This is a genomic window from Kribbella sp. DT2 (assembly GCF_049844575.1).
GTDB lineage: Bacteria > Actinomycetota > Actinomycetes > Propionibacteriales > Kribbellaceae > Kribbella.
Genome location: NZ_JBNCLH010000002.1, coordinates 18,693 through 37,409 on the forward strand (window position 1 = coordinate 18,693; position 18,717 = coordinate 37,409).

Annotated in this window: 16 protein-coding genes; 9 read left to right on the forward strand and 7 right to left on the reverse strand. The window is 68.3% G+C overall.

Features of this window, described 5'->3' with window-relative positions:
- Positions 1–48: 48 nt before the first annotated feature.
- From ACLQ2O_RS08865 to ACLQ2O_RS08885, 5 genes are read left to right on the forward strand one after another with little or no spacing between them, the layout of a single operon-like run.
- A complete protein-coding gene (locus tag ACLQ2O_RS08865; protein ID WP_425829150.1) occupies positions 49–1,362 on the forward strand; it encodes an ABC transporter substrate-binding protein in 1,314 nt (437 codons plus the stop codon).
- Positions 1,359–2,309 carry a carbohydrate ABC transporter permease gene (locus tag ACLQ2O_RS08870; RefSeq protein ID WP_425829152.1) on the forward strand — a complete coding sequence of 317 codons (951 nt, stop codon included), beginning with the start codon at positions 1,359–1,361 and terminating at the stop codon, positions 2,307–2,309. The genes ACLQ2O_RS08865 and ACLQ2O_RS08870 overlap by 4 nt, the downstream gene beginning before the upstream one ends.
- Entirely contained in the window at positions 2,309–3,172 is an 864-nt protein-coding gene (locus ACLQ2O_RS08875; protein WP_425829154.1) for a carbohydrate ABC transporter permease, read from the forward strand. The genes ACLQ2O_RS08870 and ACLQ2O_RS08875 overlap by 1 nt, the downstream gene beginning before the upstream one ends.
- Positions 3,169–4,074, forward strand: coding sequence for a D-2-hydroxyacid dehydrogenase (locus ACLQ2O_RS08880; RefSeq protein WP_425829156.1), 906 nt, complete (start codon positions 3,169–3,171; stop codon positions 4,072–4,074). Before ACLQ2O_RS08875 ends, ACLQ2O_RS08880 begins: the two co-directional genes overlap by 4 nt.
- A 56-nt stretch (positions 4,075–4,130) precedes the next feature.
- Positions 4,131–4,796 carry a GntR family transcriptional regulator gene (locus ACLQ2O_RS08885; RefSeq protein ID WP_425829158.1) on the forward strand — a complete coding sequence of 222 codons (666 nt, stop codon included), beginning with the start codon at positions 4,131–4,133 and terminating at the stop codon, positions 4,794–4,796.
- Here the strand turns inward: ACLQ2O_RS08885 and ACLQ2O_RS08890 are convergent.
- From ACLQ2O_RS08890 to ACLQ2O_RS08910, 5 genes are all read right to left on the reverse strand, one after another.
- Entirely contained in the window at positions 4,774–5,469 is a 696-nt protein-coding gene (locus tag ACLQ2O_RS08890; protein WP_425829160.1) for a class I SAM-dependent methyltransferase, read from the reverse strand. The two genes, ACLQ2O_RS08885 and ACLQ2O_RS08890, sit on opposite strands and share 23 nt — an antisense overlap.
- Before the next feature lie 97 nt (positions 5,470–5,566).
- Positions 5,567–6,028 carry a hypothetical protein gene (locus ACLQ2O_RS08895; RefSeq protein WP_425829162.1) on the reverse strand — a complete coding sequence of 154 codons (462 nt, stop codon included), beginning with the start codon at positions 6,026–6,028 and terminating at the stop codon, positions 5,567–5,569.
- Positions 6,025–6,567, reverse strand: a complete 543-nt coding sequence (locus ACLQ2O_RS08900) for a hypothetical protein (protein WP_425829164.1) — start codon at positions 6,565–6,567, stop codon at positions 6,025–6,027. Before ACLQ2O_RS08900 ends, ACLQ2O_RS08895 begins: the two co-directional genes overlap by 4 nt.
- 188 nt (positions 6,568–6,755) lie before the next feature.
- The gene (locus ACLQ2O_RS08905) at positions 6,756–7,295 is read right to left on the reverse strand and encodes a dihydrofolate reductase family protein (RefSeq protein ID WP_425829166.1); all 540 of its coding nucleotides are present in this window, start codon (positions 7,293–7,295) and stop codon (positions 6,756–6,758) included.
- Between the two features lie 15 nt (positions 7,296–7,310).
- Positions 7,311–7,886 carry an NADPH-dependent FMN reductase gene (locus ACLQ2O_RS08910; RefSeq protein WP_425829168.1) on the reverse strand — a complete coding sequence of 192 codons (576 nt, stop codon included), beginning with the start codon at positions 7,884–7,886 and terminating at the stop codon, positions 7,311–7,313.
- A gap of 94 nt (positions 7,887–7,980) precedes the next feature.
- On the opposite strand from ACLQ2O_RS08910, the gene ACLQ2O_RS08915 reads away from it, so the two are divergent.
- Entirely contained in the window at positions 7,981–11,013 is a 3,033-nt protein-coding gene (locus tag ACLQ2O_RS08915; protein ID WP_425829170.1) for an AfsR/SARP family transcriptional regulator, read from the forward strand.
- On the opposite strand, the gene ACLQ2O_RS08920 is transcribed toward ACLQ2O_RS08915, so the two are convergent.
- Positions 11,010–11,441: a MarR family winged helix-turn-helix transcriptional regulator gene (locus ACLQ2O_RS08920; RefSeq protein ID WP_425829172.1), complete on the reverse strand. Its 432-nt coding sequence runs from the start codon at positions 11,439–11,441 to the stop codon at positions 11,010–11,012. The two genes, ACLQ2O_RS08915 and ACLQ2O_RS08920, sit on opposite strands and share 4 nt — an antisense overlap.
- Positions 11,442–11,541: 100 nt before the next feature.
- Here ACLQ2O_RS08920 and ACLQ2O_RS08925 point away from each other — a divergent pair, with 100 nt between their 5' ends.
- Positions 11,542–13,161, forward strand: coding sequence for an LLM class flavin-dependent oxidoreductase (locus ACLQ2O_RS08925; protein WP_425829174.1), 1,620 nt, complete (start codon positions 11,542–11,544; stop codon positions 13,159–13,161).
- 42 nt (positions 13,162–13,203) lie between these two features.
- Here the strand turns inward: ACLQ2O_RS08925 and ACLQ2O_RS08930 are convergent, their stop codons facing one another.
- Positions 13,204–13,830, reverse strand: coding sequence for a DUF6308 family protein (locus tag ACLQ2O_RS08930; RefSeq protein ID WP_425829176.1), 627 nt, complete (start codon positions 13,828–13,830; stop codon positions 13,204–13,206).
- A 225-nt stretch (positions 13,831–14,055) separates the two neighbouring features.
- On the opposite strand from ACLQ2O_RS08930, the gene ACLQ2O_RS08935 reads away from it, so the two are divergent.
- The gene (locus ACLQ2O_RS08935; RefSeq protein WP_425829178.1) at positions 14,056–18,219 is read left to right on the forward strand and encodes a DUF6531 domain-containing protein; all 4,164 of its coding nucleotides are present in this window, start codon (positions 14,056–14,058) and stop codon (positions 18,217–18,219) included.
- The gene (locus ACLQ2O_RS08940; protein ID WP_425829180.1) at positions 18,203–18,607 is read left to right on the forward strand and encodes a hypothetical protein; all 405 of its coding nucleotides are present in this window, start codon (positions 18,203–18,205) and stop codon (positions 18,605–18,607) included. Before ACLQ2O_RS08935 ends, ACLQ2O_RS08940 begins: the two co-directional genes overlap by 17 nt.
- The last annotated feature ends 110 nt before the right edge of the window (positions 18,608–18,717 follow it).

Here is an 18,717-nt window from a genome sequence, read left to right on the forward strand (position 1 = left end):
GTGTCGGAAACAAACAATGAAGCCACCCTGAGGAAACGGGAGACCGTGATGACCGGACTGGATCGGCGAGGGTTTCTGAAGCTCGCCCTGGGGACGACGGCAGCGAGCCTGTCCGTGGCGGCGGTGGCCGGCTGCGGAGGCAGTGGCGGGGGTGGCGAGAGCGGGGGCAAGACCACGCTGCGCTACGCCTGGTGGGGCAACAACATCCGCCAGCAGAACTACACCAAGGCGCTGCAGCAGTTCAGCTCCGCCAACAGCGACATCGGGATCGAGCCGGAGTTCGCCGAGTACAGCGCGTTCCAGGAGCGGATGACCACGCAGATCGCGGCCCGCGACGTGCCGGACATCTTCTGGATCGCCTCACCGCAGGTGATGACGTACGCCAAGAGCAAGCTGTACCGCAAGCTCGACGACGTCCCGACGCTGAACTGGGGCGACTACAGCAAGGAGGACCTGGAGTCCTTCAAGCTGGGCGGTGAGCTGAACACGATGCCGTTCGCGATCTTCGTGCCGGTGATCCGCTACAACGAGACCGTCGCCAAGGCCGACGGCGTCAAGCTGCCGGCGGACGGTGCGGGCTGGAACTGGACCGCGCTCTCCGAGCTGCTCATCACGTACAGCAAGAACAATCCGGGCAAGCGCAAAGGCACGCCGTACGCGCCGGACCACGACCTCACCTTCGAGGCCTGGCTGCGGCAGCGGGGCGAGCAGTTGTGGACCGAGGACGGCCAGGTCGGCTTCACCGCGGACGGTCTGGGCAGCTGGCTGGAGTGGTGGGAGAAGCTGCGCAAGGCTGGCGCCGCGCTCTCGCTCAGCGAGCAGGAGGGCATGGGGCCGGACTGGGCGCAGGTCGGCAAGTCGGTCCTGGTGAACTTCGGCAACTCCAACCACATCATCGACGACGCGAAGATGTTCCCGCAGGAGAAGTTCCGGCTGCGCACGATGCCGGTCGACGCCAGTGCCGTGGCCGGGCACAAGTACCTGTACTTCCCGCGGATGGCGATCTACCAGCGCATCGACGACGACAAGCTGGAAGCGGCCGGCAAGGTGATCGACTACAACGCCAACAACGCCGAGATGCTGAAGACGGTCCGGCTGACGATGGGCGCGCCGACCAACCCGAAGGTCGCCGAGCAGGCGGTCGCGTTCGCCAGCCCGGACGAGAAGGAGATGCTCGCGGTGGTCGCCACCGACCGGGCCGCGCAGCGCAAGCCGCGGTTCGAGGCGCCGCCCGGGTCGAGCACCTGGCGGACTACGATGGCCCGGATCTGCGAGGAGATCGCGCTCGGCAAGCGCAGCGTCTCCGACGGTTCGGCGAAGATGATCGAGGAGATCCAGGCCGGCATCAAGCGGGCCCAATGACGACGCTGACCGAGTCCGAGCCGGCGGTGGAGAAGCCGCCAGAGAGGCCGCCGAAGCGCCCGGCCTTCCACCTCAACCGCCAGGGCCGCGCCGCGCACGTCTTCCTGATCCCGTGGCAGCTCGGCTTCCTGCTGATCACCGCGATCCCGTTGTTCGCGTCGCTCTACCTGGCCTTCACCGACTACGACATCCTCAACCCGCCGGAGTGGTCCGGGCTGGAGAACTTCCGCCGGATGGTGCACGACGACCAGTTCTGGGCGTCGGTCAAGGTCACTCTCGTGTACGTCGTGGTGTCGGTCCCGCTGCAGCTCGGCTTCGCGTTGCTGCTGGCACTGATTCTCGATCGTGGTCTGAGCGGTCTGGCCTTCTACCGCAGCGCGTTCTACCTGCCGTCGTTGCTCGGGACCAGCGTGGCGATCGCGATCCTGTGGCGGGAGATCTTCGGTGACGCCGGCCTGATCAACAAGGGCCTCGCGGTGATCGGGATCGACGGCGAGAGCTGGCTGCAGAACCCGAGCACCGCGCTGGCCACGCTGATCATCCTGAACGTGTGGACGTTCGGGTCGCCGATGGTGATCTTCCTGGCCGGGCTGCGGCAGATCCCCGACGAGCTGTACGAGGCGGCGAAGGTGGACGGCGCGGGTGTGGTCCGCCAGTTCACCCACGTCACGATCCCGCTGCTGACGCCGATCATCTTCTTCAACCTGATCCTGCAGACGATCGGCGCGTTCCAGACCTTCACCCAGGCGCACATCATCAGCGGCGGCACCGGCGGCCCGGCGAACTCGACGCTGTTCTACACGTTGTACGTGTACCAGCAGGGATTCGTCGCCTTCGACATGGGCTACGCGTCGGCGCTGGCCTGGGTGCTGATGGCCGTGATCGGGCTGGTCACCGCGCTGCACTTCATCGCGTCCAAGTACTGGGTCTTCTACGGAGACAACTGATGACCGCCACTGTGACCCCGGCCCCGCTGCTGCGTCAGCGCCGGATCAAGTCCGCGCTCAAGCACACCGGTCTGTTGGTCTTCGTCGCCTTCATGGTCTACCCGCTGGTCTGGATGGTGGTCAGCGCGTTCAAGCCCGCCGACCAGATCCTGACCGACCCCGGGCTGATCCCGAAGGACCTCACCCTGGACAACTTCAAGGACGGCTGGCACGCGCTGAACCGGCCGTTCTCGGTGTTCTTCCTGAACTCGCTGCTGGTCACGCTCGGCTCGATCGTCGGCAACCTGTTCAGCTGCTCGCTGACGGCGTACGCGCTGGCCCGGCTGCGGTTCCGGATGCGCAAGGTGTACTTCGCGATCACGCTCGCCTCGGTGATGCTGCCGTTCCACGTGCTGGTGATCCCGCAGTACATCTTCTTCTCCCAGTTCGACCTGGTGAACACCTACTGGCCGCTGCTGATCCCGAAGTTCCTGGCCACCGACGCGTTCTTCGTGTTCCTGATGGTGCAGTTCATCCGGACCCTGCCGCGCGAGCTCGACCGGGCCGCCTGGATCGACGGCGCCGGCCCGTTCCTGACCTTCTGGTACGTCGTGCTGCCGCTGATGCGGCCGGCCCTGGTGACCACGACGATCTTCACCTTCATCTGGACCTGGAACGACTTCTTCGTCCCGCTGATCTACCTGACCCGGACGCAGGTGTTCACTGTTCCGGTGGCGCTGAACTCGATGGTCGACTCCGAGACGCAGAGCGGGGTGGGGATGCTGTTCGCGATGTCCCTGCTGTCGTTGCTGCCGATCCTGATCTTCTTCGCGTTCGCCCAGAAGTACCTGATCCGAGGCATCGCGACGACGGGACTCAAATGATCGTTGTAGTGGGCAAGCAATGCGACGACCTGGTGGAGGTTGCCGCAGGCACCGAAATCAGGTTCGTCGAGGAGTGGAGCGGCGTGCCGCTGGAGTCCGTGGAAGCGGTGATCGGGCGGATTCCACCCGACCTGTTGGCGAAGGCACCGAAGCTGCGCTGGGTGCACAGCCCGGCCGCGGGTGTCGACGCGGACCTGTCGCCGGAGATGCTCGCGTCGGACGTCGTACTGACCTCGTCGGTCGGCAACGGCGCGATCCCGCTGGCGGAACACTCGATGCTGCTCATGCTGATGCTCAACCGGGACGTGCCGCGCTGGATGAAGGCACAGGCCGAGCGTCGCTGGGAGCGCTTCACGCACGGGGAACTGGCCGGCCTGACGCTCGGGATCTACGGGCTCGGGCACTCGGGGCTGGATCTGGCGTTGAAGGCCAAGGCCTTTCACCTGCGCGTGATCGGCGTACGGCGACGGGCCGGCGAGCCTTCGCCGTACGTCGAGCAGGTGTCCTTCGAGCAACTGCTGGAGGAGTCGGACTTCATCGTCGTCACGGCACCTCGTACGGCGGACACGGCCGGGCGCTTCGGGGCCGCGGAGTTCGCGCGGATGAAGGCGTCGGCGTACTTCATCTGCATCTCGCGCGGTGGGATCGCGGACGACGACGCGCTGCTGGACGCGTTGCGTGGCGGGCAGATCGCGGGCGCTGGGCTGGACGCGCACGGGATCGAGCCGCTGCCGGCCGACAGCCCGTTCTGGGACCTGCCGAACGTGATCGTGACACCGCACAACGGCGCGACCAGTACGGGGACCGCTCGGCGTGGCGAGGAGATCGTGCGGGAGAACCTGCGACGCTTCCTGTCAGGGCAGGAACTGCTGAACGTGGTGGACAAAGCTGCGGGGTACTAGTCGGGGGTTGGATGGCCAGTACACTTGCCTGACCATTCGACCGGAAGGGGTGCCCGGTGGGTACCGAATCGAGTCTGGAGCTCGGGCCGTCCTCGCTGACCGAGGCGCTCTACGAGTCGGTGCGCAAGCGCATCGTGAACGGCGACATCCCGCAGGGGGAGAAGCTCACCGAGGTCCGCCTGGCCGGCGAGTACAACGTCGCCCGGCCGACCGCGAAGGCCGTGCTCGAACGGCTCACCGCGCTCGGGCTGCTCCGCCGTACGGCGCACAAGACCGCCGTCGTGCCGACGCTGGACGAGGACGAGATCCGCGACCTGTTCTTCAGCCGGGTGACGATCGAGAAGGCCGCGGTCTCCACGCTCGCCGCCGGCGGCGAGGTCCCGCCGGCCGCGGCGAAGGCCCAGGTCGCGATCGAGTACGCCGCCCGCGACAAGCTCTTCGAGAACCAGGTCGAGGCCGACATCGCTTTCCACAGCGCGCTGGTCGCCGGCGTCGGCAGCCGCCGGTTGTCGCGCATGCACGAGCTGATCATCGGCGAGGTGCACCTGACGATGGGCCAGTACCAGGCCCACCGCACCGCCAAGCCGTCGACCGTCGCCGCCGAGCACGCCGCGATCCTGCAGGCGATCGAGTCCGCCGACCCGACCGCCGCGGCCGAGCACATGGCCTACCACTTGGAGCAGGCCCAGGGCCGGCTGCTCAGCTCGCTGCAGAAGTCCTGACGTCCCAGACCATCGCGTGGGCGTTGCCGACGCGGACGAAGGTGGCGTGGGGGAAGACCTCGGCGTACCGCTGCTCGAACTGCTCGCGGCTCAGGTAGCGGTCGCTGACGCGGTGGTCGAGCCAGGGGCCGGTCGACAGCTGGAAAATCTCCCAGGCTTCGCGGGGGCCACGGCGTACGACGTTGCGCAGGAGCTTGCGCAGTTCGTTGGCGTACAGGCGCCAGCGGGGGTTGGCCGCGCGGGGTGAGACGGTGTCGACCAGGACCACGCGGCCGCCGGGTGCTGCCGCGGCCTTGATTCTGATCAAGGCCTTGAGCAGGTCGTCGACGTGGTGCAGGGTGGCGGCGCTGAGGACGAGGTCGTACTGGCCGTCGATGGTGTCGAGGTCGGTCTCCAGGTAGGAGATGTTGCCTCGGGCCCGTTTCCGGCGGGCGAGGCGGATCATCGCGCCGGACAGATCGACGGCGTCCACGTGCTCGAAGTGCTCGGCCAGTACGACGGCGTGCCGGCCGGCGCCGCAGCCGAGGTCGAGCGCGCCTGTACGGCGTACGGGAGGGTCGTCGGCCAGGACCGAGGGCAGCCAGACGCCGACCGGGTCGTCGGTCAGTTCCGCGAGTCGGTCGTAGCGCTCCGCCAGCCGGTTGAACGACTGGGCCTCTTCCCAGGTCAGCATCAGTCTCTTCCTCACAGAGATGAGATGCCGACCGCCCCGGAAACGTTGGCCGGCCCCGGGAGCGGATCGTGGACTCCGCTCCCGCGGCCGTTGCGGTCTAGAGCGCCAGCAGGCGCTGGAAGAACGCGCGGTACTTCTGCAGGGCGCCGCGCAGGTCTTCGGTCGACGGCTCGCCGTCGGACCACTGGCGCTCGAGCCCCTGGTGCTGCTCGTCGAAGGTCGCCGACAGGCGCTTGAGCAGATCGTCGACGAGCTTGTCCGCATCGCTCACGGCCTGGCGCGGATCGTCGACGAAGCCTTGCTGGATGACCTCCCAGCGGGACCGGAAATCGACCGCGGCGTCCTCGGCGACCAGCGGGCCGTCGGTCGAGACGGCGGGTTGCTCAGCGACCACCTCAGCCGGAGCGGCGTGCTCCTCGGCAACGGCCTCTGCGGGGGTCGCATCGTCTTCTGCTACAGGCTGTTCGGGGTCGACGACCGCTTGTTCGTCGGTCGGGCGGTCGGAGAAGTCGGCGTCGGTCAGGTTCGGAGTGCGTTCCTCCGGGCGGTGGTCGGTCATGCCTGCTCCTTGGAGTTGTCGTGGTCGGTCAGCAGGGCATCGACGAGCTGCCGGTACGCCGTGACCGCCTGGCGGAGTTCCTCGGTGTCGGCCTCGCCGCGATCGCGCGCGACCGCAACCTGGTGCGCTGCGCGGTAGTGCTCGGCGACCTCGGGGTGGTCGACCGAGATGTCGTTCACCCGTTGATCGAACTCGTCGACCGGGTAGCCGGCCTCGCGCAGCATCCGCAGGACCAGCCGGTCGGCGTCCTCGACGGCCTGTCCGGGCTCGTCGACGAACCCGGCCTGGACCTGGTTCCACTCCGCGCGGTAGCGCTCGGCGGTCGCACCGGTCAGCGGCGGGACGTCGAGCTTCGCGACACGCCGTTGCCGCTCCCGCAGGTCGCGCTCGGCCGCGCGCTTGTCACCGGACTCCTCGACGGCGTGGTCGTACTCGGGCCCGAACCTGTTCTGCAGCTGCCCGGACCGCTGACGCTGGTAGAAAAACAGCGCCGCACCGGCCAGTACGACGACCAGCACCACGATGACGATGATCTCCATCAAACCCTCCAGTCGGGACTTCACCACCGCGTCCCCGACCGGAAAAGCACGAGGACCGATGGTTCCGGACCGTGATCCCGGTCCGTCCAGATCCCCGTGCACCCTCCTCGGTACCCACCCTCCGGCAGGTGAAGCACGCGTCGGCCGGCCACCGAGGTCGGGTCGGTGACCGGCGGTGACGCGCGGTGTCAGGCCTTCGGTGCCAGCTTGTGCACGACGATGCCGGACTTGAAGGTGGTGGTGCCGAGCAGCTCGAGGTGCGTGGCGGCCAGTTCCTGGCCGTCGAACATCCGCTGTCCACCAGCGACGACCGGGCAGACCCAGAAGTGGTACTCGTCGACCAGCTTGTTCTCCAGCAGGGCTTGGGAGAACTCGCCGGTGCCGAACTTCAGCAGGTCGCCGCCGTCGGTCTCCTTCAGCGCCCGGACCGCCTCGACGACGTCGCCCTGGAGCAGTTCGGCGTTCCAGGTCGTCTCCTTCAGCGTCCGCGAGGCGACGTACTTGGGCATCGCGTTGAACTTGTCGGAGTACGGGTCGCCGCTGCGCTGCGACCAGGCTTCGGCGAAGCCCTCGTAGGTCTCGCGGCCGAGCAGCAGCGCCTCGGTGGTATCCATGAGCTTCATGCTGTACCCCATGTACTCGTCGTCCCAGTACGGCCCGCTCCAGTCCTGCGGGTCGGAGATGATGCCGTTCAGGGTGACGAAGGTGCTTTCGACGATCTTGCGCATGATGGGTGGTTCCTCTCAGGGTTGGTACGGCGTGTTGAGGCGGGCGGTGCGGAGTGCTTCGGCCCACCAGACGAGTTGGTCGAGCGTGGTCTTGACGGAGGCCTCGTAGCCGGAGCCCGAGCGGGGCCAGCTCCCGTCGGCGGCGAACTGCTCCCAGTAGCAGGGCAGGGCCACGGTGTTGCGGATGGCGACGGCGTGCAGCTCGGTGAAGACCTGCCGCAGCTGCGCGGCGGCGTACAGGCCACCGGTCTCCCGGCCGTAGCTGACGATGGCAACCGGCTTGGCGTGCCACTCCTCGTAATACCAGTCCAGTGCCGTCTTCAGCGGAGCGGGGAAGCCGCTGTTGTACTCCGGCGTCACCACGACGAACGCGTCGGCGGCAGCGAGCCGGGGAGCCAGTACGGCGACCTCTGCGGGCGTCGGCTCGTCGGTGTCGGTCAGTGTCGCCGGCAGGTCCGCGGCGGCCAGGTCGATCAGGTCGATGTCGAGCTCTGCACGCTTGGCTGCCTGCTGGGCGAACCAGCCGGCCACCGTGGGTCCGAAGCGCCCGCTCCGGGTACTGGCGACGATCACCGCGACGTTCAGCCTCATGTCCACCTCCGCTCTGTTGAGGAAGACTCTGCCGGAGGGGGTTTACGGTTTCTTTCCGGTCGGCGGCGGGCGGACCGAAATGTAAGGTGCGGCCATGCGATTCGGGGTGCTGGGGCCGGTAGCGGCCTGGACGGACAGTGGCGAACCGGTCACCGTGCCGGGCCTCAAGGTGCGGGCCCTGCTGGCCGACCTGCTGCTGCACGAAGGCCGGCCGGTGCCGGCGGACCGGCTGCTGGACGACCTGTGGGGCGACGACCTGCCCGGCAACCCCTCCGGCACGCTGTCCGCGAAGGTGTCCCAGCTGCGGCGAGCCTTCGAGGACGCTGAGCCCGGCTCCCGCGCACTGGTCGTGTCCGGACCGGCCGGTTACTCGCTGAAGGTCGACAGTGCGACGTACGACGCGCTGCAGTTCACGGCGTACCTGGAGCAGGGGCAGCTGGAGGAGGCGCTGGCCCTGTGGCGCGGTCCGGCGTACGCGGACTTCGCGGACGAGGCCTTCGTGTCGGCGACCGTGGCCCGGCTGAGTGAGCTGCGGCTGGGAGCGCAGGAGTCGCACTACACGGACGTGAGTGCGCTGACTGCACTGGTAGCTGAGCATCCGCTGCGGGAGCGCCTTCGGGCTGCGCACATCAAGGCCTTGTACCGCGCCGGTCGGCAGAGCGAGGCGCTGGACAGCTACGAGCAGCTGCGCGGGTTGCTGGCTGACGAGCTCGGGCTGGACCCGGGTCCTGAGCTGGTCGCGCTGCAACAGTCCGTGCTGACGCAGGAGCTTCCGGCCCGGCGGAACAACCTCCCGGCGCAGCTGACGGAGCTGATCGGCCGTGGGGTCGCTCTGGCCGAGATCGGTCGGCGGCTGACGGAGGACCGGCTGGTGACGCTCACTGGTCCCGGTGGCGTCGGCAAGACGCGCCTGGCGATCGCTGCGGCTGCTGAGGCAGCAGGGCGGTTCCGGGACGGCGTGACGCTGGTGGAGCTGGCCGGCATCGCGCCGGACGCGCTGGACGTCACCGGTTCGCTGACCGACGCGCTGCAGGTCGCGCTGGATCTGCGGGACGTGGGGGGCGAGGACGTTGTGGAGCACTTGGCCGACGTACTGGGGGAACGGCTGCTGGTGCTCGACAACTGCGAGCACGTGATCAGTGAGGCCGCTGCACTGACCGACCGGCTGCTGGCGTCTGCTCCGGGGCTGCGTGTGCTGGCGACCAGCCGGGAGCCGTTGGGGCTGACCGGTGAGGCGGTGTGGAACGTGCCGACGCTGGGAGTGCCGGCGCTGGGCTCTACTGTCGATGACCTGCAGGAGTCGACTGCTGTGCAGCTCTTCGTCACGCGGGCGGCTGCAGCGGACAGGGCGTTCGCGCTGTCCGACGAGAACGCGTCGGCCGTGGCGGTACTGTGCCGGCGGCTCGACGGGATCCCGCTGGCGCTGGAGCTGGCCGCGACGCGGGTCCGGGCTCTCGGCGTCGCCGGACTGGTTGCGCGGCTCGACGACCGGTTCCGGCTGCTGGCGACCGGGCATCGGGGTGCGGCGCCGCGCCAGCAGACGCTGATGGCGATGATCGACTGGTCCTGGGAGCTGCTGAGCCCTGACGAGCAGGCCGTCCTGCGACGCCTTGCCGTGCACGCTGACGGCTGGACGCCGGAGGCCGCGGAGGCGGTCTGTGGGGTCGACGTGCTCGACGTACTGGTTCGCCTGGTCGACCGGTCGCTCGTCGTACCGGTGGCTGGTGCTGACGGGATGCGCTACCGGTTGCTGGAGTCTGTGGCGGCGTACTGCGTGGACAAGCTGCACAAGGCCGGCGAGTACGAGGCAGTGCGGTCGCGGCATCGGCAGTACTACGTCGAGCTGGCTGCGCTGGCTTCCACTCACCTGTACGGCGCTGAGCAGGGGGTGTGGTTGCAGCGGCTGGACGACGAGTCCGGGAACCTGTGCAGCGCGCTGGACGGGGCTGTCGCGGCAGGGGACGACGGACTGGCTCAGCAGCTGGTGTCCTCGCTTGGCTGGTACTGGTTCCTGCGTGGGCGGTTTGCTGAGGCCCGGCGATCGCTTGAGGCGGTACCGGAGACGCCTGTGCTGGCGGCGTGGCTGGCGGGCTACATGTACCTGCACGGCGACAACGGCGCGACGGCTCTGCGGGACCGCTGCATGGCTGATGTCGGACCGAGGTCGGTGTTCTGGATGGCCTTGCACTGCAGCGATTCCGGCGACCTGTCGCAGGCTCTGGCGATGCTGGAGCAGTGTCTGGCGTCGTTCGAGCAGTCCGGTGACCGGTGGGGGATTGCTGCGGTCCTGGCGGCGCGGGCGAAGCATGCGCATGTCCGGGCTGACCTGGAGGCGCTGCGGAGCGACTCTGCCGAGAGCGCTCGGCTGTTCCGCGCGCTGGGCGATCGGTGGGGACAGCTGCAGGCGCTCGGCTGGCTGGGCTCGCACGCTGAGTTGGTCGGTGACTTCCGGGGCGCGGTGAAGCTGCACACCGAGGCACTCCGGATGGCGGAGGAGCTGGGGCTCTGGCCGGACGTCGCGGGGGAGTACGGCTGGCTCGGCTGGACCGCCGTACGGGAGGGCGACTACGCGCAGGCGGCGGCGTACGGGGAGCAGGCGTTCCAGCTGGCGCTGGAGCAGGGCAACCGGCCGATGGAGTCGCTCGGTGCGCTGGTGCTGGGCTTCGCGGCTCGGCGCAGTGGTGAGCTGGACGTCGCGGAGAAGCGGTTGCAGACGCTGCTCGACGAGGCGCGGCGTCAGGACGACTCGGTGCTGTACCTGTCGATGGTGCTGGACGAGCTGGGGTTCCTGCTGGAGCTGCAGGGTGAGCTGACGGCTGCGCGGGCCTTGCATGTGGAGGCCTATGAGCTGGGGGTCGAGCAGGAGTCGCGGCGGTCGATGGCCTGGTCGCTGGAGGGGATTGCGGGGACGCTGGCTTTGAGCGCACCTGCTGTCGCTGTGCGGATGCTGGGGGCGGCTGTGGTGGTGCGTGAGACGGAGGGGTTGCCGACGACGGCGGCAGAGGAGGCTGACGTTCTGCGGATCGGTGGCGCTGCTCGTGCGGCGCTGGGGGATGGGTACGACGTGGAGTACGCGGCTGGGCGGTTGCTGACCTTGGAGGACGCCTACGCGCTGGTCCCCGTCTAGTCGGCGAACACCGCGGGGACGTCGGCGACGATCCGTCTGAGCGTGCCGGTGAACTGGTCGCGCTCCTTGGCGGGCAGCTCGGTCAGCAACTGCTCCAGCTTCTTGGTCAGCTCATGGTGGAAGCGGTGCAGGGCGTCGAGACCTGCCGCGGTCAGGGCGACCTTGACCGCCCGCCGGTCCTGCGCGTCCGGCTGCCGTACGACGAGGCCGCGGTGCTCGGCGCGGTCGACCAGCCCGGTCAGGCTGGAGCGCTCGACGCCGAGCGTGGCGGACAGCTCGGCCATGCCGGTCGGGCGGTTGCCGAGCGAGCAGAGCATCTGGGCCTGGGCGGTGGTGAGGTCGCAGCCGCGGCCGACTTCGGCGTACAGGGTGTGCACGAGGTGGGTGAGGCGGACCAGGCTGCTCGCGGTGCTGAGCGTCTCATCCATCCTGGGCTCCCTGGCTTGTGAATGTTCGTGGCACGAAGTAATTTGTTCGTCAGGTCAATAGTACGTGTCACGAACTACTGCGGCAACGAAGGTGTGAACGATGGACTACGGGCACGAGCTGGTCTTCGGAACGTTCCTCACGCCGGCGATCGATCAGGTCGACCGCGTGATCGCGCTGGCCCAGCTGACCGAGCAGGTCGGACTGGATCTGGTCACGCTGCAGGACCACCCGTACCAGCCCCGGCTGGCCGACGCGTGGACCCTGCTGAGCGTGATCGCCGCGCAGACGCGGACGGTGAAGGTCGCGACCAACGTCGCCAACCTGCCGCTGCGGCATCCCGTCGTACTGGCGCGCAGTGTCGCCTCGCTCGACCTGATCACCGGCGGACGCGTCGAGCTCGGCCTCGGCGCCGGCGGTTTCCGCGAGGCCGTCGCCGCGAACGGCGGGCCCGAGCTGACCGCCGGCCAGAGCATCACGGCGCTGGAGGAGGCACTCGCGATCATCCGCGAGGTGTGGAAGCCCGAGGGCGGCGGCATCCGCCTCCCCGGCAAGCACTACACCCTCAACGGCGCCAAGCGCGGCCCGGCGCCCGCGCACCCCGTGGAGATCTGGCTCGGCGCGTACAAGCCCCGCATGCTCGCCCTGACCGGCCGCCTCGCCGACGGCTGGGTCCCGTCGAGCGGTTACAGCGGTCCGGACGCGCTGGGTGAGATGAACAAGATCATCGACGAGTCCGCTGTCGAGGCCGGCCGAGACCCTTCTGCTGTCCGTCGCCTCTACAACCTCTCCGGCACCTTCACCGGCCAGGGCGGCTTCCTCCAGGGACCGGAGCCGGTCTGGATCGAGCAACTCACCGAGCTGACGCTGACGGAGGGCATGAGCACGTACATCCTGGGCTCCGACAACCCCGACGACATCCGCCGCTTCGCCGACGTCGCCGAGGGCGTGAAGGAGTCGGTCGAAGCAGCGCGGGCCTCCGCACGTGCTGGCAGTGCGGCCGCGGCCCCCGCCGCTGGCTCTAGCGCCACCTCCGCCGCGGCGAACGCCGCCGGCCCCGGCGACAACTCCTCTGTAAACCGCACCGCCGGCTCCGCCGTGTCGGTCTCTTCGCCGGGCTCGGCCAACTTCACCGTCGTACCGACGCCTCCGCCGACCGAGCGGCGCAGTGCCGTACAGGTCTGGGACGAGTCCGACCGCCCCACCGGTCCGGCCCTCGACCCGGAGCGCACCTACACGCCGTACCAGCTGTCCTCCGGCGAACACCTGATCCAGGTTCACGACCACCTCCGCGCCGAGCTCGAACAGATCCACGACCTGGTCGAGCAGGTAGCCGCGGGCTCGATGGGCGTTGGCGCGGCCCGCTCCCACATCAACACCATGACCATGCGCCAGAACAACTGGACCCTCGGCACCTACTGCGAGTCCTACTGCCGCCTCGTCACCACGCACCACTCCATCGAGGACGCCTCACTCTTCCCACGGCTGCGCCGAGCCGACGACCGCCTCAAGCCCGTCGTCGACCGCCTCCAGGAGGAGCACCTGGTCATCCACGACGTCCTCGAGAACGTCGACAAGGCCCTCGTCACCCTCGTCTCCGGCGAAGGCACCCTCGACGACCTGCGCGCCGCCGTCGAGCTGCTCGACGACACGCTCCTGTCCCACCTGTCCTACGAAGAACGCGAACTGGTCGAGCCCTTGGCCCGCCTCGGCGTCATGTAAGCCACCAGTACGCCGTACGGGCCCGCGCGTACGCCGTACCGCCTACTTCGCCTCGCCCAGCAGCGACGCGAGGATGTCCAGCAGCCGCAGCGTCGGCGCCTCGGCGAGCACCTTCGCCGCCGAGGTCGCCGGCTCGGCGATCAACCGCACCTGCAGCGCCTTGAAGTCGCGCACGTTCGCCGGGTTGACCAGGTCGCGGTGCACGGCCGCCAGGAACTCGGCCCCCGCCGAAGCCTGGCTGTAGGTCATCCGGATGAAGCTGTCGTTGACCGGGAAGAGATAGGGCCGCTTGAGGTGCAGCAGCTTCGCCTTCTTCGCCGTCCCGAACCCACGGTGCCCGGAGAACTTCTCGTCCAGCGCGATCGCTGCCTCGAACAACTCCGACCCCGGCGCGGCGTTCTCCAGCTTCGCGTCCACCGGGATCGCCGCGAACTCCTTGTCCGCGTCCACCTCCAGCAACCACGGAATGTCCAGCGCGCGCAGGTCCGATCCGATCACCATCGTCCGCGCGAGATCCTCGAGCGTCACCTTGTCCGGCTCCGACCCGCCGACCGTGGTCAGCCCCGGAAGTCCGTCGTAGTACCGCAGCACGGCGCTGTTGGACTCGCAGTAGATGCGCAACTGCGCGATCGCCTCGTCCACGACGATCTTCCGACTACCGATGTTCATGAGCCACACCCTCACACTCTTGGTGGCGAACCCGCCAGCCGGATTGGGCGATCCGACCGGGAATCCGATCAAATCCGGATGCGGTGCATCGTAGGGGAAAGCCACCCCGCCCCGCCCACAGGGTGACGTCCCCACTTGTCCACAGCCCGTAATCACCACCCCCGTAACCACCAGCCACCGCCGTAAACTCTCCGTGACATCCCTTCCAGCGGACGGAGACACCAGATGCGGGCAGCCCGACGTGCACTGTGCACCCTGCTCGCCCTCCTCCTGCTCGGCCCGTGGACCGCCCGGACCGCAAGCGCCGAAGACGGCACCTGCATCCACGTCGACGTCAGCATCACTGCCGGCGGCGAGCTGCTGACCAAGGGTCCCCAGATCGCCAACGACGGCGGCTTCGGTCACGCGGGCACCGGCCAGACGTTCACCTTCAAGGCCCGGACCTTTGCCCCGTCGATGAACATCTGCGCCATGCAACTGACCGACCTCCGTACCTGGCAGGTCAGCGGCTGGCCGTGCACCAACCACCCCAAACCGAAGCCGGCCCGGACGCAGTCGCTGACCTGGACCGTCACCGTCCCTCTCGACTGCGCGGTGCCGTCCTCACCCGGCCTGCTCGCCGCCTCGTTGACCAACGGCAAGGGCGCGGCGACCGGGAACGTCAACATCTACGCGGGCGCGCCGGGATTCGTGCTCCCGGACAAACAGGCGCGCGGTCTGTTCGGCCCCTTCGCGATGCAGTCGGACCCGGTCAACTCGCTGACCGGAGCTCTGACAGCGGTCGAGACCGACGCGACGGTGGCCGGACTCGGCGTCCCACTCAGCGTCGACCGGACCTACAACTCGAACGATCCATCCACGGGCTCGCTCGGCCCCGGCTGGCGTACGTCGTACTCCGACAAGCTGGTCGTCACCGGCCGTTCGGCGACGTACCTGGCCTCCGACGGCCGAGAGATCGCCTTCACCCAGCGTGGCACCGGCTTCGTCGTCGAGCCGGGCGCGGCCCGGTTCACTCTCGGTCGCTCGGGCACGGACTACGTCCTGACCGACATCGACCAGCAGCGCATGCGCTTCTCCTCATCGGGCGAGCTGCTGTCGATCCTCGACCGCAACGGCCAGGGCCTGACGATCACCCGCGATTCCGGCCGCATCGGCTCCGTCACCAACGGCCGCAGGTCGCTCGACTACTCCTACGACGATGCCGGTCTCTTGACCACGGTCGGGTTGGTTGCTCCAGGGGCCGAGGATCGCAGAGTCCAGTACGGGTACACCGACGGCAAGCTCGTCGCCGTGACGTCGCCCGGCGGTGTGAGGACGGAGTACGGGTACGACGCCGCCGGCCGGCTGAGCACCGAGAAGCGCGGCGACGCCGTCCGTTCGACCCTGGTCACCGAGTACGACGAGGACGGCCGCGTCGTCAGCCAGACCGACGGCAAGGGCGCCAAGAGCACGTGGACGTGGGAAGCCGCCGGGATCCGCGGCAAGTCCACGATGACCGACCCAACCGGCGGCCGATGGATCAACGAGTACGAGCGCAACTGGCTCGTGCGGCAGGTCGACCCGACCGGTGTCACGGTCACCTTCCACTACGACTCCGCGGGCAACCTGATCCGCGTCTTCGATCCGCTGGGACACGGCGCTCGCCACACCTACGACTCTCTCGGCCGCGTCACCAGCTCCACCGATGCCGCCGGCTTCACCACCCGACGGTCCTACAACGCCTCGAACGATCCTGTCTCGGCAACAGATCCGCTCGGCCGTCGCTCGACCTTCAGCTACGACAGCCGCGGCAATCTCACCGCGACGTCGTACGGCGGGAAGACCTCGTCGGTGACCTACGACCAGCGTGGCCTGCCCACGTCGACGCGAGACGTGCTCGGCCGGACGACCCGATTCGGCTACTCACCCGACGGTGACCTGACGAGCACCACCGATCCAGCGGGGAACGTCACGAAGGTCGAGGTGGACGGGTGGGGCCGTCCTTCCAAGATCACCGGTCCGCGCGGTCAGACGACGACGGTCACCTACTCGGCCGACGACCAGCCTCTCGAACAGCACGGACCGCTGGACCAGAACACCCGCCTGGACTACGACGACCGCGGTCGGCTCTCGACCTCGACCGACGCGCGCAGCGGAACCGCCCGCTACCGCTACGACGACGCCGGCCAACTGGTCGGCGTCACCGCGCCGTCCTTGCCAGAGGCAACGGCGGAGTTCGACGCCTCCGGCAGACTGATCAAGCAGACCGATGCGAGCGGGCGGGCCCAGACCTCCGAGTACGACGCAGCCGGCCGCTTGACCGCGACGACGTACGGTGGCCGCACCTGGCGCTTCACCCACGACAAGGCCGGCCGCCTCGTCCGCACCACGCTGCCGTCCGGCAAGTCCGCGTCCTTCACCCTCGATGCCCGCGGCGCGATGACCCGCGTCGACTACTCCGACAAGACCCCGTCGAACTCCTTCACCTGGGACGCCGCCGGCCGCCGTACGACGATGACGGACGTCGGCGGGCTCACCCGCTTCGGTTACGACGCCTTCGACCAGCTGACCTCCGTCAGCCGACCCGGCTCGACCGTCGCCTACCAGTGGGACCCAGCCGGCAACCTGCAGTCCCGCAGCGCCGCCGGCCACACCGAGACCTACACCTGGGACGCCGTCAACCGCCTCACCACGGCAAAGGTCGACGGCAAACCAGCGGCCACCTACGCGTACGACGTCGCCCGAGGCGCGATCACCGCGCGGCGTCCGTCCGGCCACACTGAAACCCGGCTGTACGACGTCCGCGGCCGCGAGACCGAGCTACGCCTGACCCAGCCCGGGAAGCCTCTCCGGACCGTGGCATCCTCCTACGACGCAGGCGACAACCTGACCCTGACGAACGACTCGGTCACCGGCAAGGCCGCCTACACCTACGACGCCCTCGATCAGCTGACCGCCGTCTGCTATGCGGTCGACCAGTGCACCAACGAGGCCAAGGACTACATCCGCTACGCCTACGACGGCGCCGGCAACCGCACCTGGGAAGAACGCCCCGGTGGCACCAAGTGGTCCCTGTTCGGCCCCGGCAGCGAGCTCCAGGGCTCCATCACCGCACCCAACGGTTACCCCAAGGTCCCACCCGTCGGCCACTTCAACACCTACGACGCCGACGGCAACCTCACCTCCGACGGCACCACCACCTACACCTGGACCGCCGCCGGCAAACCCGCGTCGTCTACTACCGCCACCGCGAAGACCACCTACACCCACACAGCCGACGGCCGCCGCCTCACCGAATCCACCGCAGGCAAAACCACCCGCTACCTCTGGGACCCCCTGTGGCCCCAGATCCTCAGCACCACCAACGGCAAAACCACCAATCGCCACACCTACGGCCGAGGCCTTCTCTCCACCACCACCCTCAGCACTTCCACCGCCCACACCACAACCCCAACAGGCACCGTCCTCCCCACCGGCGACCAGCCCCATGCGTACGAGCCCTTCGGCACACAACGCCCCGCCGCTCCCACCACACCACCGGCAGCCCCCACGGTCCCATCTCCAGGCTTCGCCGGCGGCCTCCAACTCCCCAACGGCAACTACCTCCTGGGCCAACGCGAGTACAACCCCGCCGCCGGCACCTTCCTCTCCCCAGACCAAGGCGCTTCCTCCCACCCATACGGCTACGCCGGCAACAACCCCCTCACCAACACAGACCTCACCGGCCTCAACGACATCAACGGCACCCTCACCGACGTCTCCCACATCTCCGGCTGGATCTCCATCGGCACCATCGCCGCCGCCGTAGGCTGCACCATCTACCGCCCGTGTGCCCCGGCGATCCCGATCCTCATGCAGGTGTCGTCGGTCACCGGGATGGCGTCCGCTGGCTCAGCTGGGGTTCTCTCGGCAGAGGCCTGCGTGGTCAAAGGGAATTGCTCGGACCTGGCTGCGAGCATTGCCGTCATCGGTGTCGCCAGCCGATTCCCCGGGCTGGGAGTCGCCGCGCGTGACGCGCGGGTCGCGTCGTCGACGAGCGGCACCGGTACTGAGCTGGTCCTGGTCGGGAACTTCGCCAACGAGCGCTTGGCCTTCGCGCACTACGCCAAGCATGTCAAGGGGATCAACACGGCGATGGGGAAGAACACACTGAGAAGCAAGAGCCCCGACCTGGCCGGCCTGGGAACTTATTCGGCTTATGTCGACGCAGCTCGCGCCTTCATGGGTTCCGGTGCACGGCCCGGAACAATCGAAGGCTTGCGGCTACGCGACGGAGCACTCATCCGCCTTGATCCGGTGACGGGAGAGTTCGGAGTCCGCAGATCAGACGGGATCATCGCGAGCTACTTCGTTCCAGACGATCCGCTGGCGTACTTCTGGAAGGATATGTCTCGTGAACGACACCGCTGAGTTCCTCGCCTCCTTCGGTAGAGCTATGGAGGCTGCGGGAGGGAGGCCAAGGAGTAGTCCGGCGGCTCTGGTCGACGAATGGCTGGAGTTCGTGCAGGCCTGTGAGCAGGGCTATTCCGAAGACATCGACGAGTTCCACAATGATCGGTCGGTGCGTGGGCTGCTCGAGCGATTGTTGAACGACCCCGGCCTCGGGCGTTTCCCGCAGTTGTCGTGGGTACGTACGGCGGTCGCCGCCGCGGACGAGCGCTACAGGGCTCTGCTGATACCTGTGGATATGTGGCCACATCAAACCTGGTGGGAGCGGAGTCTGCCGAGGTTGGCTGGTGAAGAGCTCGCTGCTGAGTTTCTCGAGCAGTACGGCGTAGCGGTTGAGATCGTCGAGTAGGTTGCCTGATCCCGCGTCCGGCTGTCAGCTGATGTCAGGTCAGCCGCTCCTCATCCGCCCTCCTGACGAGGACAGCCTGCGGAGCTGAGGAGAGGCCGCGGAGGTCGGCA